This window comes from Mesorhizobium sp. B2-4-7, from assembly GCF_006442685.1.
Taxonomy (GTDB): Bacteria; Pseudomonadota; Alphaproteobacteria; order Rhizobiales; family Rhizobiaceae; genus Mesorhizobium.
Genome location: NZ_VFVH01000011.1, coordinates 127,359 through 144,525 on the forward strand (window position 1 = coordinate 127,359; position 17,167 = coordinate 144,525).

Consider the following 17,167-nt stretch of genomic DNA (forward strand, 5'->3'; position numbering starts at 1 on the left):
AAATGATCGAGAGCCCTGACGGCGTGGCGGCTTGCCCGGCCAGTCAGGTCAATCGCCTCCTGCAAGTCAAGCTTCGGTTGCATAAATGAGTGGGCCCATGTCGATTGCCGGCATCATCGAAAGGATCCTGGACAAGTTGTCCGGCTCCAGCCTGCTTGCGGCCGGCCTTTTGCTGCTGACCGCGCTGGGCAGCGCCCTGATCGCCTATTGGCGGACGGCGGAGCGCAAGAGCTTCAGGGAATTCTTCGATTTCGTCTTTCCCAACGAGATCGTCACGCACCCCTCGGCGCGGGCGGACCTGCTTTTCTGGATCACCCGCAAGGCGATTATGCCCTTCCTGATGCTGCCCGCGGGCGTGACCTTCGTCGTCGCCGTCGGTTACGCGACGAATCGGACGCTGGCGGCACTCCTCCAGATCGAGCCGCCGCTGCTGCCGGGACCGCCGGGGGCGGTGACGATCGTCATCTTCACGGTGACGATGCTGATCGCCTACGACATATCCTATTACCTGTACCACGTGGCCCAGCACCGCTTCCCGTTCCTGTGGGAGCTGCACAAGGTGCATCACTCGGCGGAGGTGATGGTCGGGATCACCAAGGACAGGGTTCATCCGCTCGACGAGCTCATGAACCGCGCCTGGGACGGCGTCATACCCGGGATCTGCTTCGGCATCTGGACCCTTTTGTCGCTTAACCTCGTCGAAGTGACGATCTTCGGCGTCAACGTCTACGTCATGCGCAATATCCTGATGATGGATTTCGTCAGGCACACCCATTTCAAGATATCGTTCGGGCCGCTCAACAACATCGTGCTGTGCCCGCATTGGCACCAACTGCACCACAGCGTCGATCCAAGGCACTACGACAAGAATTTCGGCTTGCTGTTCTCGTTCTGGGACCGGCTGTTCGGAACATTGTGCGTGCCCAAGCCCGATGAGGATTTCAGGTTCGGATTGATGGAACGCGGCGCGCGCGACTATCAATCCCTGTCGGGGCTTTACGTGCTGCCGCTCAAGAAGATGTGGGGGCACATCGCCCGGCGGTTCCGCCGCCGCGCTTCGTCCGAGCCGACACGGAGCCCGCAGCCATGAACGCTCACGCCGCGATCGCGGGCCCGAAGGCCGGCGCTTTGGAGATCGTCACCTCCGAGGAGCGCCTCGCGTCGGTCGGGCCGGCCTGGGCGGAGCTGTGGCGCCGGGCGGAGGGGCTGATCTTTCAAAGCCACGCCTGGGTCACGGCGTGGTGGCAGACGGCCCCGGACCGGGAGCTGCGTGGTCTCAGGATCGGCCTCGTCTGGAACGGTGACCGGATCGACGCCGTCATCCCGCTGGCGACGGTGCGGCGCAAGGGCGTCAACGTCCTGGAATGGGCTGCCAAGGACCACAGCGACTATGGCGACGTGCTGGTCGCGCCGGACTGCGATCCGGCGGCGGTCGCGGCGCTATGGCAGGAAATTTCGGCCGCGGGCGGCTTCGATCTCGTCTATCTGAACCGCCTGCTGCCGGACGCCGCGATGCGCACGCTGCTTGCTCCCGCTTCGGCGCCCAAGATGGCGCTCCGCCCGAACCGCCGCAGCGAAACCAGCTTCCGGGTCGCGGGGCCATGGCGGACGGGCGCGGACTGGTTCGGGGAACAAACGAAGAAGATGCGCCAGAATTATCGCCGTGGCCGCAAATTCCTCGAGGAGGGCGGCGAAGTGCGATTCCGCCTCATGTCGCCGGACGAGCCGATGCAGCCCGTCCTCGACAGGCTCGCCGAGTTCAAGCGCAAATGGCTCGCCGCGCGCGGACACGAATCCAACCTGTTCGATGAGGGGTCGCCGGCCCTGGCCGCGCTGGTCGCGGTGCTGGCCAGGGAAGGGCTCCTGCATGTCTTCGTGCTGGAATGCGCCGGGATGGTGGTGGCGGTCTCGATCAATTTCGTCCAGCGCAACACGATGATGGCCTTCGTCACGACCTACGATCCGGATGTCGAACGGGCGTCTCCCGGCATGGTGCTGATGATGGACTACATCCAGTGGTCGATCGACAGGGGACTGACGATGGTCGACTTCCTGTGCGGCGGCGAGGATTTCAAGCGGCGCTTCGCGACCCAGTCGGTGACGCTGGATTCGGTGCTGGGAACAAGGACGTTGCGCGGAACACTCGCCGCGCTGGCGGACCGGACCCTGCATGCCGGCAGGGAACTGCACCAGCGGTTGCGGCCTGATCCTCGGCAAAAGCCGGCACCGGTGGAATAGGCCCGATTCACCGGCGACGTGCGAACCTATCGGTCGATCATCACCATGGTGCGGTCGCCGTAGCGCGGGCCGGAGACCTTCCCCGGGGCCAGCGCGTCGTCGAGCGCCGCCATCTCGGCGGCCTCCAGTTTCAGCGACGCCGCGGCGACATTTTCTTCCAGATATTTGGTCCGCTTGGTGCCGGGGATCGGCACGATGTCGACACCGAAGACATTGCCCTTCTCCAAGAGCCAGGCCAGCGCGATCTGCCCTGGCTTGACGCCTTTGGCGGCGGCGATGTCGCGGACCTTCGCGGCGGCCTCGACATTGGCGTCGTAGTTCGCGCCCTGGTAGCGCGGGTCGCCGCGGCGGTAATCGCCTTCCGGATAGTCCTCGGCGCGCTTGGCGCCGCCGGTCAGGAAGCCGCGGCCGAGCGGTGAGAACGGCACCAGGCCGATGCCGGTTTGCCGCAGCAGGGGAATGATTTCCGGCTCGAGATTGCGCTCCCACAGCGAGTACTCGCTCTGCAGCGCCGAGACCGGAAACACGGCGTGCGCCCGCTGGATGTTCGCGGCTCCCGCCTCCGACAGGCCGAAGAAGCGGACCTTGCCCTGTTTGACCAGCTCGCCGACCGTGCCGGCGACATCCTCGGCCGGCACGGCTGGATCGACACGGTGCTGGTAGAGAAGGTCGATATGGTCGGTGGCGAGCCGCTTCAACGACCCTTCAACCGCCGCCCTGATGGTTTGCGGCCTGCTGTCGCGTTCGGTGCCGACCTGCCGGCCATTTTCGATGCGAAAGCCGAATTTGGTGGCGATGGTCACCTGGTCGCGCTTGCCCTTCAAGGCGCGGCCGAGCAGCGCCTCATTGGCGTAAGGGCCATACACCTCGGCGGTGTCGAGGAAGGTGCAGCCGAGTTCGATGGCGCGGTGCAGCGTGGCGATGGATTCGGCTTCGTCGGCCGGGCCGTAGGACTGGCTCATGCCCATGCAGCCGAGGCCGATGGCCGAGACCCGCAGCCCCTGGCTGCCGAGCTTGCGTGTGTCGAGCGTCATGGCGTGTTCTCCAGAGGGGGGAATTCAAACACCATATAGCGCGCGCGCTCAATTTCCACAGGTAGGCGGCGTCCAGCGGGCTCGCCCGGCCACCGGAGCCCTGATGCAGGTCGCCCGAAATGACTTAGCGCGTCGCCTCAAATCTGTTCAGACGAGGCGCTTCAGGGCAGGGGCCGGTCCGCCGGGGCGGCCGTTGACATGAGCGTCCGGCAAGCGGTCGATCATGGTCAGGCCCTCGAATTCGATGGCGGCTCCAAGCAGTTGGGCGGCCGCCAGGACCAGGTGCTCGACGTCCTCGAGAGCAACGTTTTCGTCGAGGTTCCTGAGCCTGATCCGTTCGGCCACCGCGGTGATGTTGACGATGCCGTACGTCCTGAAAGCCGTCGTGACCGCGGATTGAACGTCATCGCGCAACCGCGTCGAGTAGTCATACCGCATCGAAACCTCCTGGACTGGTTTTGCCTTTGTAGCATGCGCCTCGCATCGGCGTCTGGCAAGCGAAAATATGAAAATAGTCAATATATATCAGTTAGTTAGCATGGTTACGCAAAGGCGCACCCGACGCTTTATAGTCATCATGAGCAGGATGGGGAGGTCGCGTATTTGCCGACCTTGACGTGTTAGGATTGCTATCCTAATTATTAGTGGAATGAGACAGATACTCATTCGCGTATTGGGTTTTGCGAGGAAGTGCCGTGACTGAACTGGAACGTCCTGAACGCTTGCAGGTCATGCTGACCGCCGATGAACTGGCGGCATTGGAGAACTGGCGCTTCGACAAGCGCATGCCGAGCCGCTCGGCCGCGGTCAGGGAGCTCTTGCGGCGTGGCCTCGCCTCGGACGGATTCCTGGCGGCGGAGCAGGGCGTCAAGTCCCAGGACTTCGGACTGCTGTCCACCCCGGGCGGCAACGGCAATGTGGGCGACGGCCGGTCTGACTGAGGCGCGGTGACATTCAGGTGATGCCGGCCCGCAAGGACGGGTTCCGCGCTTCCGGTGCCCATGGACTTGAATGTCCGCTCTGTCCTGGTGCTCGAAAACCATTTTGTATGGTCGCTGGCGTCTCCGATGCCGGCCGCCCTGATCTGCGGAACGACCTTCCCCTCGATCACTCCAGCCGGCGAGGCGATTTCGATGAAGTTGAAGCAGCAGGCCGCTTCAAGGTGATTGCCTTGTCCGGCGCACGCGTTATCTAGTGGCTATAGGCTGACACCTGGCGGGGCAATGGCTGACATAGCAAGCGGTGAAAAACAGGACGCAACGGCCGATGCGCAGCTGGCGGCGATCGTCGATTCCTCCTTCGACGCCATCATCAGCAAGGACCTGAACAGCATCATCAAAAGCTGGAACCAGGCGGCCGAACGCATGTTCGGCTACAGCGCGGAGGAAGCGTTGGGGCAGTCGATCCTGATGCTCATCCCCGACCACCTCAAGAACGAGGAAACCGAGATCATCGCCAAGGTCCGCCGCGGCGAACGCCTCGCGAGCTACGAGACGACGCGAAAGCGCAAGGACGGCACCTTCATTGCCGTTTCGCTGACGGTGTCGCCGATCAGGAACGCCAGCGGCGAGATCGTCGGCGCCTCGAAGATCGCCCGCGACATCAGCGCCAGCAGGGAGAACGAGCGCCGGATCAAGATGCTGATGCGCGAGGTCAACCATCGCGTCAAGAACCAGTTTGCGGTGATCCTGTCGATGGTCAGGGAAACCAGCAAGCGCTCGCAGGACCCGCGCGAGTTCGAGGAGATGATCCGCGCCCGCATCATGGCGCTGTCACGCTCGCACGATCTGCTGGTCACCTCGAACTGGGCGGGAGCCAGCCTGTTCGACCTGGTCCAGGAACATCTCAAACCGTTCGGCCGCGAGGAGCAGATACTGCTTTCGGGACCGCTGCTGACCTTGCAGTCGAATGCGGTGCAGAATCTCGGCATGGCTTTCCACGAGCTCGGCACCAATTCGTCCAAGTATGGAGCGCTCGCCAGCGATTCCGGCCGGGTCGAGGTGACCTGGAGCATGAGCGACGACGCTCTGGCCGAACGCGAATTCCAACTTGTCTGGGAGGAGCGGTCGCCCCCCTATAGCGGCGGCGACGAGCGCGACGACACCACGCGCAAGGGGTTCGGCACCGTTGTCCTGCAAAGGGTGGCGCCGCAGTCGCTCGGCGGGTCCGCCGTGATCGAGCGCTCGCCCGGCTATTTCAGATGGACGCTGAACGCGCCGCTGGCGTCGATCATCGTGCCGCAGCACCCTATGGAAGACGCCGGCCAGACGATCGGCTTAGGCATCTGAAAGCCGCCGCCGTGGCCAAGGCGCGCCGCATTTGCGGATTCAGGGGGCTAGAGGATGTTGGCCGTCACCTCGACGATGATCGCAGCTCCTTCGAGCGAGCCGTCGGGCACATGCACGACACGCGAAACGCGCAGGTCCTGGGCGTTTCCGTCGACGGACAGCGAAACGCTCTCGCCGATCCGGGGCACGGCCTGGAAAACGGCCTCGATCGATTGAGGCCGGTTGTCGATGGATACGTGGCAGTTGACGGTCATGGGCATCTCCTGTGGCGGCCACCCCACGCGTCAACGCGGCCCCCTCGGAATGGTTTCAGGCAGGGATGCGGCAATCCCCGAACGTCGATGCCGGCGCCTGGCCGACCGGTCAATTCGGGAAATTGTTGACCGGCTCCTCGCAGCGGTAGACCGGACAGTGCCCGTCGCGGGCCGGGATATAGGCCGACATCGGCACTTCGGGCCAATCGCATTCATTGCCGAACTGCCTGACATAGCGGTCATAGGTATTGGGGCCGGTGGTCAGCACGACGGCGCGGTGGCTGTGGATCATGGCGCGGATTTGCGCGCAGCTCATGGCGCGGCTGTCGGGCCGGGCTTCGGCCAGGCCGGTGGCGGCAAGCATGGCAGCCACGGTCGGCAACAGGATTCGAACGGACATGGCGGTCTCTCCAAGGCATGATCCGCAACGCCGGGCGATCAAGCTTGGTTGCGGCATGCCGGGGAGATTCGCACTTTGTCTGGCGGTTGCGCAACAGCCGGCGTCTTCTCTTGCGAGGGACGGCGCGGGCGCGCAACCAAATCGCGCCTCGCGCATTGCTGGGCATGCTCGGCAGGAAGCCTTACCAAACCCCGCGATGGCCGCCCGGGAACAGGGATCGCGAGGCCATGTGCTGTTCGTTCTGCGGCGGCCGCGACCACGGCTACGAGGACTGTCCGCAAAGGCCGCCGTCCGACAATCCGGCCGAGCCCAACTTCGATGATCCGCCGGGCGACGATCTGATCAAGAGCAGCTCGGGCGAGGGCAGGCAAGGCGCATAGGAACTTCGTGACCCGGTCGCCCGCGCATCAATGGGCGTGCGCTTCGTTGCGCTTGCGGGTCGCGGCTGCCTTCCTGGCCGATGCCGACCGGCTGGCGGCCGAACGCGAGGCGGAAGCCTTGCCGCCCTTTTCGCCGCCCTTATGCGCGGCGGGATGGCCGGTGTGCTTGCCGCGGCCGGAGCCGCCCTCCTTCTTGCCGCCGCCATCATCCTTGTTGACGGTGGCCCAGGCGCGGCGCTCGGCTTCCTTCTCGGACACGCCGCGATGCTCGTAGCCCTCGGCGATGTGGTCTGCCTTGCGCTCCTGCTTGTCGGTGTATTTCGATTTTTCTCCACGTGGCATGGCTCTGCTCCCGGGTTCATCCGATGCCCCTGCAACTGCGCAGCCAAGGATGTGGTTCCAATTCCCCTGGTCGCGGCCGGCTGCGAAGGTTCCCGCTGAACCGCTCCAGGCGTGAATTCGACGCGATTCCCCAGGGAAAGCGCCACGTCCCTTTCCCGGGAAAGCCCTACGTACTCTTCTGGGCATTCGCCGGACGGGCTGCGGTCTCGGAGCCGGCGAAGAAAGCGCTCAATTCGGCGGCCGTTTGCGCGGGTGCTTCTTCGGGAAAGAAATGCCCGCCCTGGACCGCATGGCCGCGCAGATCGCCGGCCCAGCCGCGCCACAAAGCCAGCGGTCCGCCTTCGCCGGCATACCATTCGGCGAGCGCGCCTTGCCCGCTCCACAGCGCCAGCACCGCGCAGGCTATGCGCCGGCCGGCGGCGCTGTCGGCATGGTCGTGCTTGCGGTCGAGCCTCGCGGCCGCCCGGTACTCCTCACAGATCGCATGGGCATGGGCGGGATCGCGCAGGGCCTCCACATAGGCCTGGCGCACGCCGGCGGAAAATGTCTCTGGCGACGAGCCCCAGCCGCCCAGGGCATCATCGACGATCGCGTCGGCCGCACTGGCCAGGAGCTTTTCCGGCAGCGGCTCCGGCTGCGCCAGCAACGACCACGGCCAATAGCCGAGCGCCAGCCTGGCGTCGGCCCGGTCCCAGGCGTCGGCGGTGGGCACGATGTCGAGCACGGCAAGCCTTTCGACGCGGTCGGGATGGTCGAGCGCGAGGCGGTAGGCGACACGCCCGCCGCGATCATGGCCGGCGACCATGAAGCTGGAAAAGCCGAGCTCGGCCATCAGCGCCACCATGTCGCGGGCCATGGCGCGCTTGGCGTAAGGGGCGTGATCGGCGCTCGACGCCGGGCATGAGCTGGCGCCATAGCCGCGCAGGTCGGCGCATATGACGGTGAACCGGTCCGCCAGGCGTGGCGCCACGTCGCGCCACATCAGATGCGTCTGCGGAAAGCCGTGCAGCAGAAGGACGGCGGGCCCGTCGCCGGCGCGCCGGGCGAAGATGCGGGCGTCGCCGCAGTCGACCTCGAGGGTCTGAAAACCTTCGAACATGATTGCCTCCGGCAGGCGAAACGGCGGCAGGACGCGAGCGGTTGCAATGCGCGCCTGCGAAAGCCGCCAACTTTTTCCGCCGACATGCGTTGTCCCTGCGAGCAGAGCGTTTGGACCGAAGACATCGCGAACAGTTCCGCGCGTTGCGCGAGGAGGTTCGGGATGTCTCCGGTCCAAACACAGAGGAGATGACCATGCCGACCAACACCCAGAGCGACAGTTCGAAAGCAACCAGCAAGCAGCGCAGCATCCAGCGCAAGGTCGACGCCAAGGACCGCGCCAAGGCCAAGCCCAAGGGCGACGGCGCCATGCAGGCCGGCGCGCGAAAATATCCCGCGCCGCCTTTTCCCGCCCAGCATCATCCCAAACCCGGCGAGGAATGGGCCATCGAGCCGGCGCCGCTCTATGACGCGCCGTTCTGGCGCGGTTCGGGAAAGCTGGAAGGCAAGGCGGCGTTGATCACCGGCGGCGATTCTGGGATCGGCCGTGCGGTGGCCGTGCTGTTCGCGCGCGAGGGTGCCGATATCGCCATCGTCTATCTCAGCGAGGACCGTGACGCGGAGGCGACCAAGCAAGCGGTCGAAGCGGAGGGCCGCCGCTGCCTCGCCTTGCGCGGCGATGTCGGCAATCGCGCCTTCTGCGCCAAGGTCGTGGCAAGGGTCGTCAAGGAACTGGGGCGGCTCGACGTGCTGGTCAACAATGCCGCCTTCCAGATCCATTCCACCGATTTCGCCGACCTGACCGAGGAGCATTTCGACACCACGCTGAAGACCAACCTCTACGGCTACTTCCATATGGCGCAGGAGGCGGTGGCGCATATGAAGCCGGGTTCGGCCATCATCAACACCGGTTCGGTCACCGGCATCGAGGGATCGAAGGACCTGGTCGACTACTCCATGACCAAGGGCGGCATCCATGCCTTCACCCGGGCGCTGTCGGGCAACCTCGTCGGCAAGGGCATCCGTGTCAACGCGGTGGCGCCGGGGCCGGTGTGGACGCCGCTCAATCCGTCGGAGAAGGAGGCGCAGGACGTATCGCAGTTCGGCGCCAAGACGCCGATGAAGCGGCCCGCCCAGCCGGAGGAAATCGCGCCGGCCTATGTGTTCCTGGCCTCGCCGCAATGCTCCAGCTACATCACCGGCGAAATCCTGCCGATCGTCGGCGGTTATTGAGGCAAGCCATCGAAGGCACGCCATCGACTATTGGGCGGCCGGTGAGGGCGGCCCAACCCGGAAAGGAGGCCGAGATGAGACTTCTCGCCATCATGTCCGTCAGCCTGATGCTCGCCGCGCCCGCCGCGGCGCTGGCACAGGCCGAGCAGCAGAACCCCGACAAGCAGGCGCCCAGCGAAAAATGCCGGGCCAAGCCCGACGGCAACCAGCAGCCGACCGACAACACGCTGACCGAGACGCTGAACGATTGCGGCGGCGTGCTGAAGCCGCCGCCGACAGGCGACCAGGGCATGGCCGCGCCGGCGCCCAACGAAGGCAAGACGCCGGTGGTCAAACCGGGTGAAGTGCCGCCGCAGCCGCCGAAACAGTAGCCGGCGGCTTGCCGCGATGCAGCTATCGGGTTCCGGACCGCCCCTTGAGGCGGCAGGCTTTCAGGATTTGCCGTTGCCGGGCAGAAATTCCGCCTCGCGCCCGGCATCGATCATGGCCCGCATCGCCTTCTCGGCCGGGGTCCAGCCATCGAGGGCATCGCGGCAGCTGCGCCATGCGGCGCGGTAGCGCCGGCCGTGCTTGCCGGGCCAGTCGCGCAGGCATTCCAGGCCTTCCCAGGCGCTGCGCACCACGCGCTCGCGGGCCGGTCCGACCTTCAGCCTGACCGGACGGGGAAAGAACTTGTCGTTCACGGCGATCTCCATTGAAACTGAGGCGCCCGATAACGCCGGCCGCCGTTCCGGGGTTCCGTCGCGGCCGCTAAACTTTTCGACTAATTTTCAGCCGCCGGGAGCCGCGTCCGACAGCGGCCTCGGCGGCGGGCCGGGAGCCTGCGCGGCGGGCCGGTCGTGCTCGAACTGCCGCGTATGGGGCAAGGCATGCAGCCAGGATTCGCGCCGGCCGATCCACAATTCGTACTCCGGCATGAGATCGGTCGGCGCCACGTCCAGGCTGCCGATCATCACCTCGGCTTCGTCGTCGCTGAGCGAGGCGACACGGCTGCCGCAGGTCGGGCAGAAGCCGCGGCCGGCATAGGTGCCGAGGATGCCCGATGTCTCGAAGGCCTGGCGCGGCCAGATGGCGAAGGCGGCAAAGGCGGAGCCGCTGGTCTTGCGGCAATCCTTGCAATGGCAGAGACCCACCCGCAGGGGCGGACCGCTGACGGTGAACTGCACGCCGCCGCAAAGGCAGCTGCCGGTTCTGCGCGCGGTGTCGGGCATGGCCGTGGCCTCCAACCATTCAGTGCCGCAATGCGCCCGGGGTCCTGCCCCGGGCAAGGCTTCCAACGCCGGTCGCGCCGAGCTATCCGCGCGCGGCCATGTGGTTGTCGAGCTTCTTCCTCGAGGGCCCGTAGCGCTTGATGATGGTCTGGGCCTCGCTCTGCGGGATGCCGTATTTGCGGGCGAAAGCGGCAACCTCATAGGTTTCCTCGCTCGAAACCAGCTTGCGATCCTGCTTGATCTTCGATTTGTCGTCCGCCATGCCGAGCCTCACTTTCCACCCCCGGCGCGCCGCCGTCGCGGCGCGACCCTGCGGTCATACATAACAGCATTTGACGCCGCTGGTTCCATAGCGGCTTTTGCGCGCTTTGGCGATCACCCGGACCGGATATCGGCTCCGCTGCCTCAGGCCGGCTCCAGGCGCGTGGCGGCGAGATACATCAGGGCCGATGTGGCCCACTTCATCAAGGAGCCGGCAAACCGGACTCCAGTTTTTGCGACAGCGGCCCGATCATGTGGCGCCGATCACGACATCCGGAAAAAACTTCGGCGGATATGTCGGATGCGCGGTGCGTGGCGCGTCCTAGGAGCAATTCCAGGAAAGTTCGGTTTCCATCCGGAATTGGGTAAGACAAGCAAACGAAACGGGAGAACAACCATGCCGTCGCCAACCGTCCAATCGCCGTGGCAGACCGCCGCCTTGCTCATCGCCCGCCTGATCTTCGCGGCCGTCTTCCTGATGGCGGTGACGTTCAAGTTCATGGGCATGGGCGCCACCGCCGGCTATATCGCCGCCGCCGGCTTTCCGTTTCCGCTGTTCCTGGCCTGGTGCGCGGCGATACTGGAGGTGCTGCTGGTGATCGCTTTCCTCACCGGCGCCTTCTTCACGCCGGCCGCGCTGGTCGCGGCGGTCTACGTGCTGTTCCTCGGCTTCGCCTTCCACGGACCGAGCCACTGGGCCGGCAACCAGGCGGAATTCGGCTTCTTCGTCGACCATTTTTCCTTCCTGGCCGGGCTGCTGTTCGCCGCCGTGCACGGGCCGGGCCGCGTGCTTTCGCTCAATCCGGGATGGCCGGGCAGGGCGTAGCTACATCTGGTCGTTGTAGGGTTCCTTCATCTGGCCGACCATGCGCGCCAGTTTCGAAAAGGACGGCATGTCAGCTTCGGGCTGGCACTGGTTGGCGAGCTCCAGCAGCCGGATCGGGAAATTGACGGCGTCGCGGCTCGACGCCGACATGCCCTCGGACCGCTCCTCGCTGGTTTCGCCGGCTTCGGCCTTGCGCAGGGCGATGTCGATCTCCTCTGATGTCAGCACGCCCTTCCTGACCAGGACGTGGTTGATCGATGCGACGGCCATCAGCAGGCCCTCGAGTTGCAGGTTGGCGACGTTCATGGCGGTTGCTCCCATCGGTGAGGCGCGTCACGCTGAACAGGGCCCGTGCGACGCACTTGCAGGTATCGGCCTACCCATGTCGCCCAAAACCGAGGTCACTTTGAGGCGGCGTGCATAGGCGTTCAGAACGCGCGGACATCCATTCGCAATCCGCGCCCGGCAAGGAAAATAGTTCAAGACCGATGTCGGGCTGCCGCGCAGGCTTGTTCGTCATCGCCAGGAAGCCCAGGAAACAGGCAAGGAAGCGGATGCAATGACAATCACCATTACGGCATTCAAACGGTCGCCCGACGGCGGCAAGGGACTGGCGCGCGACACGCGCGTTCGCTGGGCGCTCGAGGAAGTGGGCCAGCCCTATGAGGTTCGTCTTGTTTCCCATGCCGAGATGAAGGCGCCCGACCATCTGGCCATTCAGCCCTTCGGCCAGATCCCCACCTACGAGGACGGTTCGCTCTGCCTGTTCGAGACCGGCTCGATCGTCTTCCACCTTGCCGAGCGGTATCCGGGGCTGCTGCCGGAGGATCGCGATGCCCGCGCCCGCGCCATCACCTGGATGTTTGCCGCGCTCAACACCATCGAGCTGCCGATCCTCGAACTGACGACGGCAAAAATATTCGAGGCCGACAAGCCCTGGAGCGAGGAGCGCCTGCCATTGGTGAAGGACCGCGTTCGCGCCCGGCTGGACAGGCTCTCGGCCCATCTGGGCGGCGCCGACTGGCTCGACGGTGCGTTCAGCGCGGGAGATCTGTTGATGGTATCTGTGCTGCTGCGGCTCAGAATGTCGGGCATTCTGGACGAATATCAAAACCTGGCTGCCTATGTGGCCCGCGGCGAAGCCCGGCCCGCCTATGGCAGGGCGTTCGCCGCGCAATTCGCGGTCAATGCTCCAGCACCCAACTGATAAAGCCGGCAGGCCCGGGGAGAACCAGGCTGGGATGGGCGAGATAGGATTTTTTTCTTAAAAGCTGTTGACGGGGTGAAGGCAACTATGCTATGTTTTTATCTATGGTGCTGAGTTGCGCCGATGACCCGCCCCCGAGGCGGGTTTTTGATTCTGGCGCCGCCGAAACAAGAGCGCCGGTCGTGCTGGGTATTGGCGCGATATTCGAGCGGATCTTCATTCAACGCGCTTGGCGACCTTCACAGCGAGATTGTGACGAAGCCCCGGTTCATTAGTTGGGCTGATCCTGTTCGCCCATGCCGTGAAGGCGTGCATTCGCTGCGCGGGGATGCCTAAAGCCGATAAGGAATTTTTTCCTAAAACCTGTTGACGGGGTGAAGGCAACTATGCTATGTTTTTATCTATGGTGCTGAGTTGCGCCGATGACCCGCCGCCGAGGCGGGTTTTGTGTTTCTGGTTTTGCTTTCCTCTTCGAACGATGGCGCTCTACGGCGCCCCCCTCTGGCCTGCCGGCCATCTCCCCCACGGGTGGGGAGATCGGCTGTTGTCCCGGCTTTCGCCAATCGCCAACGTTGTAGAAAAAAGCGAGGCGCCGAAGCTGCGATCTTCCCCCTCGTGGGGGAGATGTCCGGCAGGACAGAGGGGGACGCGAAGGAATGCGACGTTTCGAACCTGACGATTGTCCGCGAGAAATCCCATGCCACGCTATGCCACCATCATCATCACCGGGGATGACGGCCTTGAGGTCGTCAGCGCCATTGGCGAATTCGAGGGTGCGGCACCGCAGACGCGGCTCGGCCGGATCGAGCAGGTCGCGCCCGGCGTGCTGATCGGCATGGTTCGGGACGCGGCCGGCGGCTTCGCTTTCCCGCAGGCGACAATTCATAGCGGCGCCATCGGCCTCGCCATGGCGGGCCTGAAGGATCTGCCGGGCGTCGCAAAACCTGCCCGGCGGCCGAAGGGCGCCAGGAACGTCAGGAGGAAATCCACCCGCTCGAAGAAGAAGCGGGTCCGGTCGGTCAAGTCCGTGCCGTCGAAGGCCAAGGCCGGCGATGCCGAGGCGGTGACGGGCCATGGCTGACGAAACCGCCGCAGTGCCGGCGCGCGGCAAAGGGCGCAAGCCGGCCGCCAGCCGGAGCGCAAGCCCGGAGGCCGCGCCGGAGACCCGCCGCAAACGCCCGAAGAAAACGCTGGGCGACGACTTTCTCGCCGCCGTGCGCGCAGATTTCCGCGCCCATGGCGCCGGCGTCATCGCCGAAGTGCGGGCCGACAAGCCTGACCAGTATTTGAAGATCGTGCTTTCGGTGCTGCCCAAGGATTTCGATGTCGCCGTCAACCATCTGGATGCCCTGAGCGATGAAGAGATCCGCAGCCGCATCCGCGCGCTCGAAGCCGCGGTCAAACCGTTCCTCGAAGACATCGCCGGTGGCGGCGAGGACGGAATATCTGGCGCTGCTGGCGGAGCTTGACCGCAGGCGTCGTACCAACCAGCTTGCCGCCTACCGGCCCTATGCCAGGCAGGCGGCGTTTCACGCGGCAGGCGCCGCCAACCGCGAGCGGCTGTTCATGGCCGGCAACCAGCTCGGCAAGACCCGCGCCGGCGGCGCCGAATGGGCCATGCACCTGACCGGCCGCTATCCCGCGTGGTGGCAAGGCAAGGTTTTCGATGCGCCCGTGCGGCTGTGGGCCGCCGGCGTGACCGGCGAGGGCACGCGCGACAATCCGCAGCGCGTGCTGGTCGGCCCGCCGCAGCAGCAGGCGCAATGGGGCACCGGCATGATCCCGGCCGATGCCATCGTCGACACCATGATGGGCCGCGGCGCGCCGGGCGCGCTCGACAGCATCGTGGTGCGCCATGGCGGCGGCGGCGACGTGCAGGCCGGCGAGAGCGTGCTGTCGTTCAAGAGTTTCGAGAAGGGCCGCGAGAAATGGCAGGGCGAAACGCTGCACGGCGTCTGGTTCGACGAGGAACCGCCGCTCGACATCTATTCCGAGGGCCTCACCCGCACCAACGCCACCGGCGGCATCACCATCGTCACCTTCACGCCGCTGCTCGGCATGTCCGATGTGGTGCTGCTGTTTTTGTCGGCGGCGAAGGTGGAGGGGATGAGGAAGGGGTGATGGAGAAGAAACTGATTGGGGACGAGCGGCATCGCACTTGGCGCTTGCTCCCCTTCGTCGGCGCTGCCCCTCATCCGGCTGCCGCCACCTTCTCCCCGTAATGACGGGGAGAAGGGAGCTGGCCGCAATCTCGGCGCCGATTCTTGAACGTTCGCGATTGGCGAAACCGTCGACAACAGCACCCCTCTCCCCGTCACTATACGGGGAGAGGGTGCCGGCAGGCAGGTGAGGGGCGGCGCGACGTTGGTCCGAAAAACCTAGCCTTCACAAGACGCTACATCGATTATCTCGAAAGTGATTCAGGATCCCCCATGTCCCGTCACGTCACCTTCATGACCATCGACGACGCCGAGCATTATTCGCCCGAGGAGCGCGCGGCGATCGTTGCCGCCTATCCCGCGCATGAGCGCGAGGCCCGCGCCCGGGGCATTCCGGTGCTGGGGTCCGGCCGCATCTTTCCGGTGGCGGAGGAGTTGATTGCCTGCGCGCCCTTCCGGCTGCCGCGCTACTGGCCGCGCATCGGGGCGCTCGACTTCGGCTGGGATCACCCTTCTGCCGCCGTCGAGCTCGCCTGGGATACGGAGGCCGACGTGGTCTATGTCGCCAAGGCGGCGCGGGCCTCGCAACAGACGCCAGCCATGCAGGCGCTGACCCTGAAGCCCTGGGGCGAATGGCTGCCCTGGGCGTGGCCGCGCGACGGCCGCCGCGAAACGCTGGAAGGGGCGGGCACCGCGCTCGCCAAGCAATATGCCGCGCACGGGCTGAACATGCTGTCGCGCCACGCGCAATTTGCGGACGGTTCTGTCTCGGTCGAGGCCGGGTTGATGGAGATGCTCGACCGCATGCAGTCCGGCCGGTTCAAGGTGTTTTCGACGCTTGTCCCCTGGTTCGAGGAGTTCCGGCTCTATCATCGCAAGGACGGCCAGGTGGTCAAACTTCGCGACGATTTGATGGCGGCGACGCGTTATGGCGTGATGATGCTCAGGGAAGCGGTGGTCGATCCGGCGGAGTTCAGGACTGCGAGACGGGCGAAGGGGCAGAGCGATCCGCTGGGGGCGTTCAGGTGAGGGCGGAGGGCTCTTCGGAGCGTCGCGGCAGCGCAATTCCCGCTGGAGGAAACGGGCGCTCCGGCGCCGGCCCGATAGCCCGCGCTGCGATGTCCCTGCGGGGCCTACTCCACGATTTTCCAATATGAATCCTTGCGGATCACCTTGCCGTCGCGAAACGTGTAGAAGTCGCAACCCCTGACCTCCTTTTTCTCCCCCTCGCGGGTGGTACCTGTGAGGATCCATTTCGAGATGCCGGTATTGGCGGTCGAATCCACAAAATGCTCGGCGTTGCCGTAGTGGACATCGGGCAAGCCTTCAAAGCGTGTCGCCAGTGCTTGCCGTATGTTTTCCTTGCCCTCGAAACGAGAGCCCCAAGGATTGCCTCCCCTCGGCATCTCCAGGATGCAGTCGTCGGAAAAGAACGCCATGATGCGATCGAGATCGTGCGCGTTGAAGGCCTCAGATATCTGCGTCAGCGCCGATCGAATGTCCATTCGCCCGTCTCCCTTCAATTGGATGACCGATGTTTTGCTCCCGCGTTCGATGGTCGAAGTAGGTCACCGGAGAGGAGACCGGTCAAGGGCGTGAATTTTTCACGCGGCACTCACACAGATGAACCTTATCCCCCGGGCTCTGGCATCCGCATGACCCTCCGCATCATCCCCGCGACCCTGCGCGATCTCTCCTATATCGCCGCCAATTTGCGCCCCGAGGATCGCGCCGAGATCGACTGCCAGCTCGACCACTGGTCGCCGGCGCTGCTGGCGCTCACCGCGCTGCAAGGGTTTGCCTATGTGGCAGAGCTCGACGGCAATCCGGAGGCGGGGTTCGGTGCGGCCGAGCAGCGGAGCGGGCTTTGGATCGCCTGGAGCTGGGGCACGCGCCGCATGAGGCGCTGCGTGCCCGGGATTACGGAGTTCTTTCACGCGGTGCTCGGTCCGCAAGTTTCCGCCCGCGGTGCCTGGCGGGTCGAGGCGCGGGCGCTGGCCGGCAATGAACTGGCGCTGCGCTGGCTTGCGCGGCTGGGCGCCACGCAACGTTGCCTGCTGCCCGGATATGGCCGGAACGGCGAAGATTTTTTCCTCTACGACTGGACAAGAGAAGGCTGGAACCATGTGTCTGTTTCAAAAACCACCGGAACTGAAGCCGCTGCCGGCAGTGCCGACGGCCGGGGATAAGGACGTGCAGGCGCGCGAAGCAGCACTTCGGGCTGAGCTCGAACAACGCCAGGGCACGGCCAGCACCATAAAGACCGATCTGGCGCCCGGTAGCCTCGCCGGCCAGC

The 17,167-nt window shown here is 65.1% G+C and carries 24 protein-coding genes and 1 pseudogene; 14 read left to right on the forward strand and 11 right to left on the reverse strand.

Features of this window, described 5'->3' with window-relative positions; genetic code table 11:
• The first annotated feature begins 97 nt into the window (after positions 1 to 97).
• Together FJ946_RS25160 and FJ946_RS25165 are read left to right on the forward strand one after the other, a co-directional pair.
• Positions 98 to 1,090 (forward strand): sterol desaturase family protein, encoded by a 993-nt coding sequence (locus FJ946_RS25160; protein ID WP_140500004.1) that lies wholly within the window; start codon positions 98 to 100, stop codon positions 1,088 to 1,090.
• A complete protein-coding gene (locus tag FJ946_RS25165; RefSeq protein ID WP_140568015.1) occupies positions 1,087 to 2,238 on the forward strand; it encodes a GNAT family N-acetyltransferase in 1,152 nt (383 codons plus the stop codon). Before FJ946_RS25160 ends, FJ946_RS25165 begins: the two co-directional genes overlap by 4 nt.
• Positions 2,239 to 2,264: 26 nt before the next feature.
• Here the strand turns inward: FJ946_RS25165 and FJ946_RS25170 are convergent, their stop codons facing one another.
• Complete coding sequence (locus tag FJ946_RS25170) at positions 2,265 to 3,272, reverse strand: aldo/keto reductase (RefSeq protein WP_140568013.1); 1,008 nt, start codon at positions 3,270 to 3,272, stop codon at positions 2,265 to 2,267.
• A gap of 147 nt (positions 3,273 to 3,419) precedes the next feature.
• Positions 3,420 to 3,710 carry a hypothetical protein gene (locus FJ946_RS25175; protein ID WP_224519116.1) on the reverse strand — a complete coding sequence of 97 codons (291 nt, stop codon included), beginning with the start codon at positions 3,708 to 3,710 and terminating at the stop codon, positions 3,420 to 3,422.
• 257 nt (positions 3,711 to 3,967) lie between these two features.
• Here FJ946_RS25175 and FJ946_RS25180 point away from each other — a divergent pair, with 257 nt between their 5' ends.
• Complete coding sequence (locus FJ946_RS25180) at positions 3,968 to 4,213, forward strand: hypothetical protein (RefSeq protein WP_140568010.1); 246 nt, start codon at positions 3,968 to 3,970, stop codon at positions 4,211 to 4,213.
• Between the two features lie 282 nt (positions 4,214 to 4,495).
• Positions 4,496 to 5,560, forward strand: a complete 1,065-nt coding sequence (locus tag FJ946_RS25185) for a PAS domain S-box protein (protein ID WP_140499996.1) — start codon at positions 4,496 to 4,498, stop codon at positions 5,558 to 5,560.
• Between the two features lie 47 nt (positions 5,561 to 5,607).
• Here the strand turns inward: FJ946_RS25185 and FJ946_RS25190 are convergent, their stop codons facing one another.
• The gene (locus tag FJ946_RS25190; protein WP_140547517.1) at positions 5,608 to 5,814 is read right to left on the reverse strand and encodes a hypothetical protein; all 207 of its coding nucleotides are present in this window, start codon (positions 5,812 to 5,814) and stop codon (positions 5,608 to 5,610) included.
• 109 nt (positions 5,815 to 5,923) lie between these two features.
• Entirely contained in the window at positions 5,924 to 6,214 is a 291-nt protein-coding gene (locus tag FJ946_RS25195) for a hypothetical protein (protein ID WP_140547516.1), read from the reverse strand.
• A 227-nt stretch (positions 6,215 to 6,441) separates the two neighbouring features.
• Between FJ946_RS25195 and FJ946_RS30860 the strand changes: the two genes are divergently transcribed.
• On the forward strand, positions 6,442 to 6,594 hold the full coding sequence (locus FJ946_RS30860; RefSeq protein WP_181167666.1) for a hypothetical protein: 153 nt from the start codon (positions 6,442 to 6,444) through the stop codon (positions 6,592 to 6,594).
• Positions 6,595 to 6,621: 27 nt separating this feature from the next.
• Here FJ946_RS30860 and FJ946_RS25200 read toward each other — a convergent pair whose 3' ends face one another.
• Complete coding sequence (locus FJ946_RS25200; protein WP_140515975.1) at positions 6,622 to 6,936, reverse strand: plasmid stabilization protein; 315 nt, start codon at positions 6,934 to 6,936, stop codon at positions 6,622 to 6,624.
• A 166-nt stretch (positions 6,937 to 7,102) separates the two neighbouring features.
• A complete protein-coding gene (locus FJ946_RS25205) occupies positions 7,103 to 8,035 on the reverse strand; it encodes an alpha/beta hydrolase (RefSeq protein WP_140547507.1) in 933 nt (310 codons plus the stop codon).
• A 194-nt stretch (positions 8,036 to 8,229) separates the two neighbouring features.
• Here FJ946_RS25205 and FJ946_RS25210 point away from each other — a divergent pair, with 194 nt between their 5' ends.
• A complete protein-coding gene (locus tag FJ946_RS25210) occupies positions 8,230 to 9,207 on the forward strand; it encodes an SDR family oxidoreductase (protein WP_140568007.1) in 978 nt (325 codons plus the stop codon).
• A 74-nt stretch (positions 9,208 to 9,281) separates the two neighbouring features.
• Positions 9,282 to 9,578, forward strand: coding sequence for a hypothetical protein (locus tag FJ946_RS25215; protein WP_140568005.1), 297 nt, complete (start codon positions 9,282 to 9,284; stop codon positions 9,576 to 9,578).
• Positions 9,579 to 9,638: 60 nt separating this feature from the next.
• Here FJ946_RS25215 and FJ946_RS25220 read toward each other — a convergent pair whose 3' ends face one another.
• The 3 genes from FJ946_RS25220 to FJ946_RS25230 all read right to left on the reverse strand — a co-directional run bounded on the left by FJ946_RS25220 (position 9,639) and on the right by FJ946_RS25230 (position 10,680).
• Positions 9,639 to 9,890 (reverse strand): DUF982 domain-containing protein, encoded by a 252-nt coding sequence (locus tag FJ946_RS25220; RefSeq protein ID WP_140499984.1) that lies wholly within the window; start codon positions 9,888 to 9,890, stop codon positions 9,639 to 9,641.
• An 87-nt stretch (positions 9,891 to 9,977) separates the two neighbouring features.
• Positions 9,978 to 10,418 (reverse strand): GFA family protein, encoded by a 441-nt coding sequence (locus tag FJ946_RS25225; protein WP_140568002.1) that lies wholly within the window; start codon positions 10,416 to 10,418, stop codon positions 9,978 to 9,980.
• A gap of 82 nt (positions 10,419 to 10,500) precedes the next feature.
• Positions 10,501 to 10,680, reverse strand: a complete 180-nt coding sequence (locus FJ946_RS25230) for a DUF3606 domain-containing protein (protein WP_115144153.1) — start codon at positions 10,678 to 10,680, stop codon at positions 10,501 to 10,503.
• Between the two features lie 396 nt (positions 10,681 to 11,076).
• On the opposite strand from FJ946_RS25230, the gene FJ946_RS25235 reads away from it, so the two are divergent.
• Positions 11,077 to 11,505, forward strand: coding sequence for a DoxX family protein (locus tag FJ946_RS25235; RefSeq protein ID WP_140515969.1), 429 nt, complete (start codon positions 11,077 to 11,079; stop codon positions 11,503 to 11,505).
• On the opposite strand, the gene FJ946_RS25240 is transcribed toward FJ946_RS25235, so the two are convergent.
• Positions 11,506 to 11,811, reverse strand: a complete 306-nt coding sequence (locus FJ946_RS25240) for a hypothetical protein (protein WP_140499979.1) — start codon at positions 11,809 to 11,811, stop codon at positions 11,506 to 11,508. It lies immediately after the preceding gene.
• A gap of 253 nt (positions 11,812 to 12,064) precedes the next feature.
• Here FJ946_RS25240 and FJ946_RS25245 point away from each other — a divergent pair, with 253 nt between their 5' ends.
• The 5 genes and pseudogenes from FJ946_RS25245 to FJ946_RS25270 all read left to right on the forward strand — a co-directional run bounded on the left by FJ946_RS25245 (position 12,065) and on the right by FJ946_RS25270 (position 15,900).
• Positions 12,065 to 12,712, forward strand: a complete 648-nt coding sequence (locus FJ946_RS25245) for a glutathione S-transferase family protein (RefSeq protein WP_140568000.1) — start codon at positions 12,065 to 12,067, stop codon at positions 12,710 to 12,712.
• Between the two features lie 697 nt (positions 12,713 to 13,409).
• Entirely contained in the window at positions 13,410 to 13,793 is a 384-nt protein-coding gene (locus FJ946_RS25255; RefSeq protein ID WP_140567639.1) for a hypothetical protein, read from the forward strand.
• Positions 13,786 to 14,181: a hypothetical protein gene (locus tag FJ946_RS25260; protein ID WP_140521519.1), complete on the forward strand. Its 396-nt coding sequence runs from the start codon at positions 13,786 to 13,788 to the stop codon at positions 14,179 to 14,181. The genes FJ946_RS25255 and FJ946_RS25260 overlap by 8 nt, the downstream gene beginning before the upstream one ends.
• Positions 14,138 to 14,797: pseudogene (locus tag FJ946_RS25265) on the forward strand (terminase family protein); the annotation flags it as partial. The gene FJ946_RS25260 and the pseudogene FJ946_RS25265, both read left to right, overlap by 44 nt.
• 347 nt (positions 14,798 to 15,144) lie before the next feature.
• Positions 15,145 to 15,900 carry a terminase family protein gene (locus FJ946_RS25270; protein WP_140567633.1) on the forward strand — a complete coding sequence of 252 codons (756 nt, stop codon included), beginning with the start codon at positions 15,145 to 15,147 and terminating at the stop codon, positions 15,898 to 15,900.
• 104 nt (positions 15,901 to 16,004) lie between these two features.
• Here FJ946_RS25270 and FJ946_RS25275 read toward each other — a convergent pair whose 3' ends face one another.
• Positions 16,005 to 16,376, reverse strand: coding sequence for a nuclear transport factor 2 family protein (locus tag FJ946_RS25275; protein WP_140567630.1), 372 nt, complete (start codon positions 16,374 to 16,376; stop codon positions 16,005 to 16,007).
• 150 nt (positions 16,377 to 16,526) lie between these two features.
• On the opposite strand from FJ946_RS25275, the gene FJ946_RS25280 reads away from it, so the two are divergent.
• On the forward strand, positions 16,527 to 17,060 hold the full coding sequence (locus tag FJ946_RS25280; RefSeq protein WP_140547715.1) for a hypothetical protein: 534 nt from the start codon (positions 16,527 to 16,529) through the stop codon (positions 17,058 to 17,060).
• Positions 17,061 to 17,167 lie beyond the last annotated feature (107 nt).

Coding starts and splice junctions, on each gene's coding strand:
- FJ946_RS25185 (WP_140499996.1), top strand. CDS start 4,496: ATGGCTGACATAGCAAGCGGTGAAAAACAGGACGCAACGGCCGATGCG.
- FJ946_RS25240 (WP_140499979.1), bottom strand. CDS start 11,811: ATGAACGTCGCCAACCTGCAACTCGAGGGCCTGCTGATGGCCGTCGCA.
- FJ946_RS25270 (WP_140567633.1), top strand. CDS start 15,145: ATGTCCCGTCACGTCACCTTCATGACCATCGACGACGCCGAGCATTAT.
- FJ946_RS25230 (WP_115144153.1), bottom strand. CDS start 10,680: ATGGCGGACGACAAATCGAAGATCAAGCAGGATCGCAAGCTGGTTTCG.
- FJ946_RS25225 (WP_140568002.1), bottom strand. CDS start 10,418: ATGCCCGACACCGCGCGCAGAACCGGCAGCTGCCTTTGCGGCGGCGTG.
- FJ946_RS25160 (WP_140500004.1), top strand. CDS start 98: ATGTCGATTGCCGGCATCATCGAAAGGATCCTGGACAAGTTGTCCGGC.
- FJ946_RS25200 (WP_140515975.1), bottom strand. CDS start 6,936: ATGCCACGTGGAGAAAAATCGAAATACACCGACAAGCAGGAGCGCAAG.
- FJ946_RS25195 (WP_140547516.1), bottom strand. CDS start 6,214: ATGTCCGTTCGAATCCTGTTGCCGACCGTGGCTGCCATGCTTGCCGCC.
- FJ946_RS25170 (WP_140568013.1), bottom strand. CDS start 3,272: ATGACGCTCGACACACGCAAGCTCGGCAGCCAGGGGCTGCGGGTCTCG.
- FJ946_RS25190 (WP_140547517.1), bottom strand. CDS start 5,814: ATGACCGTCAACTGCCACGTATCCATCGACAACCGGCCTCAATCGATC.
- FJ946_RS25245 (WP_140568000.1), top strand. CDS start 12,065: ATGACAATCACCATTACGGCATTCAAACGGTCGCCCGACGGCGGCAAG.
- FJ946_RS25235 (WP_140515969.1), top strand. CDS start 11,077: ATGCCGTCGCCAACCGTCCAATCGCCGTGGCAGACCGCCGCCTTGCTC.
- FJ946_RS25165 (WP_140568015.1), top strand. CDS start 1,087: ATGAACGCTCACGCCGCGATCGCGGGCCCGAAGGCCGGCGCTTTGGAG.
- FJ946_RS25260 (WP_140521519.1), top strand. CDS start 13,786: ATGGCTGACGAAACCGCCGCAGTGCCGGCGCGCGGCAAAGGGCGCAAG.
- FJ946_RS25275 (WP_140567630.1), bottom strand. CDS start 16,376: ATGGACATTCGATCGGCGCTGACGCAGATATCTGAGGCCTTCAACGCG.
- FJ946_RS25255 (WP_140567639.1), top strand. CDS start 13,410: ATGCCACGCTATGCCACCATCATCATCACCGGGGATGACGGCCTTGAG.
- FJ946_RS25210 (WP_140568007.1), top strand. CDS start 8,230: ATGCCGACCAACACCCAGAGCGACAGTTCGAAAGCAACCAGCAAGCAG.
- FJ946_RS25280 (WP_140547715.1), top strand. CDS start 16,527: ATGACCCTCCGCATCATCCCCGCGACCCTGCGCGATCTCTCCTATATC.
- FJ946_RS30860 (WP_181167666.1), top strand. CDS start 6,442: ATGTGCTGTTCGTTCTGCGGCGGCCGCGACCACGGCTACGAGGACTGT.
- FJ946_RS25175 (WP_224519116.1), bottom strand. CDS start 3,710: ATGCGGTATGACTACTCGACGCGGTTGCGCGATGACGTTCAATCCGCG.
- FJ946_RS25215 (WP_140568005.1), top strand. CDS start 9,282: ATGAGACTTCTCGCCATCATGTCCGTCAGCCTGATGCTCGCCGCGCCC.
- FJ946_RS25205 (WP_140547507.1), bottom strand. CDS start 8,035: ATGTTCGAAGGTTTTCAGACCCTCGAGGTCGACTGCGGCGACGCCCGC.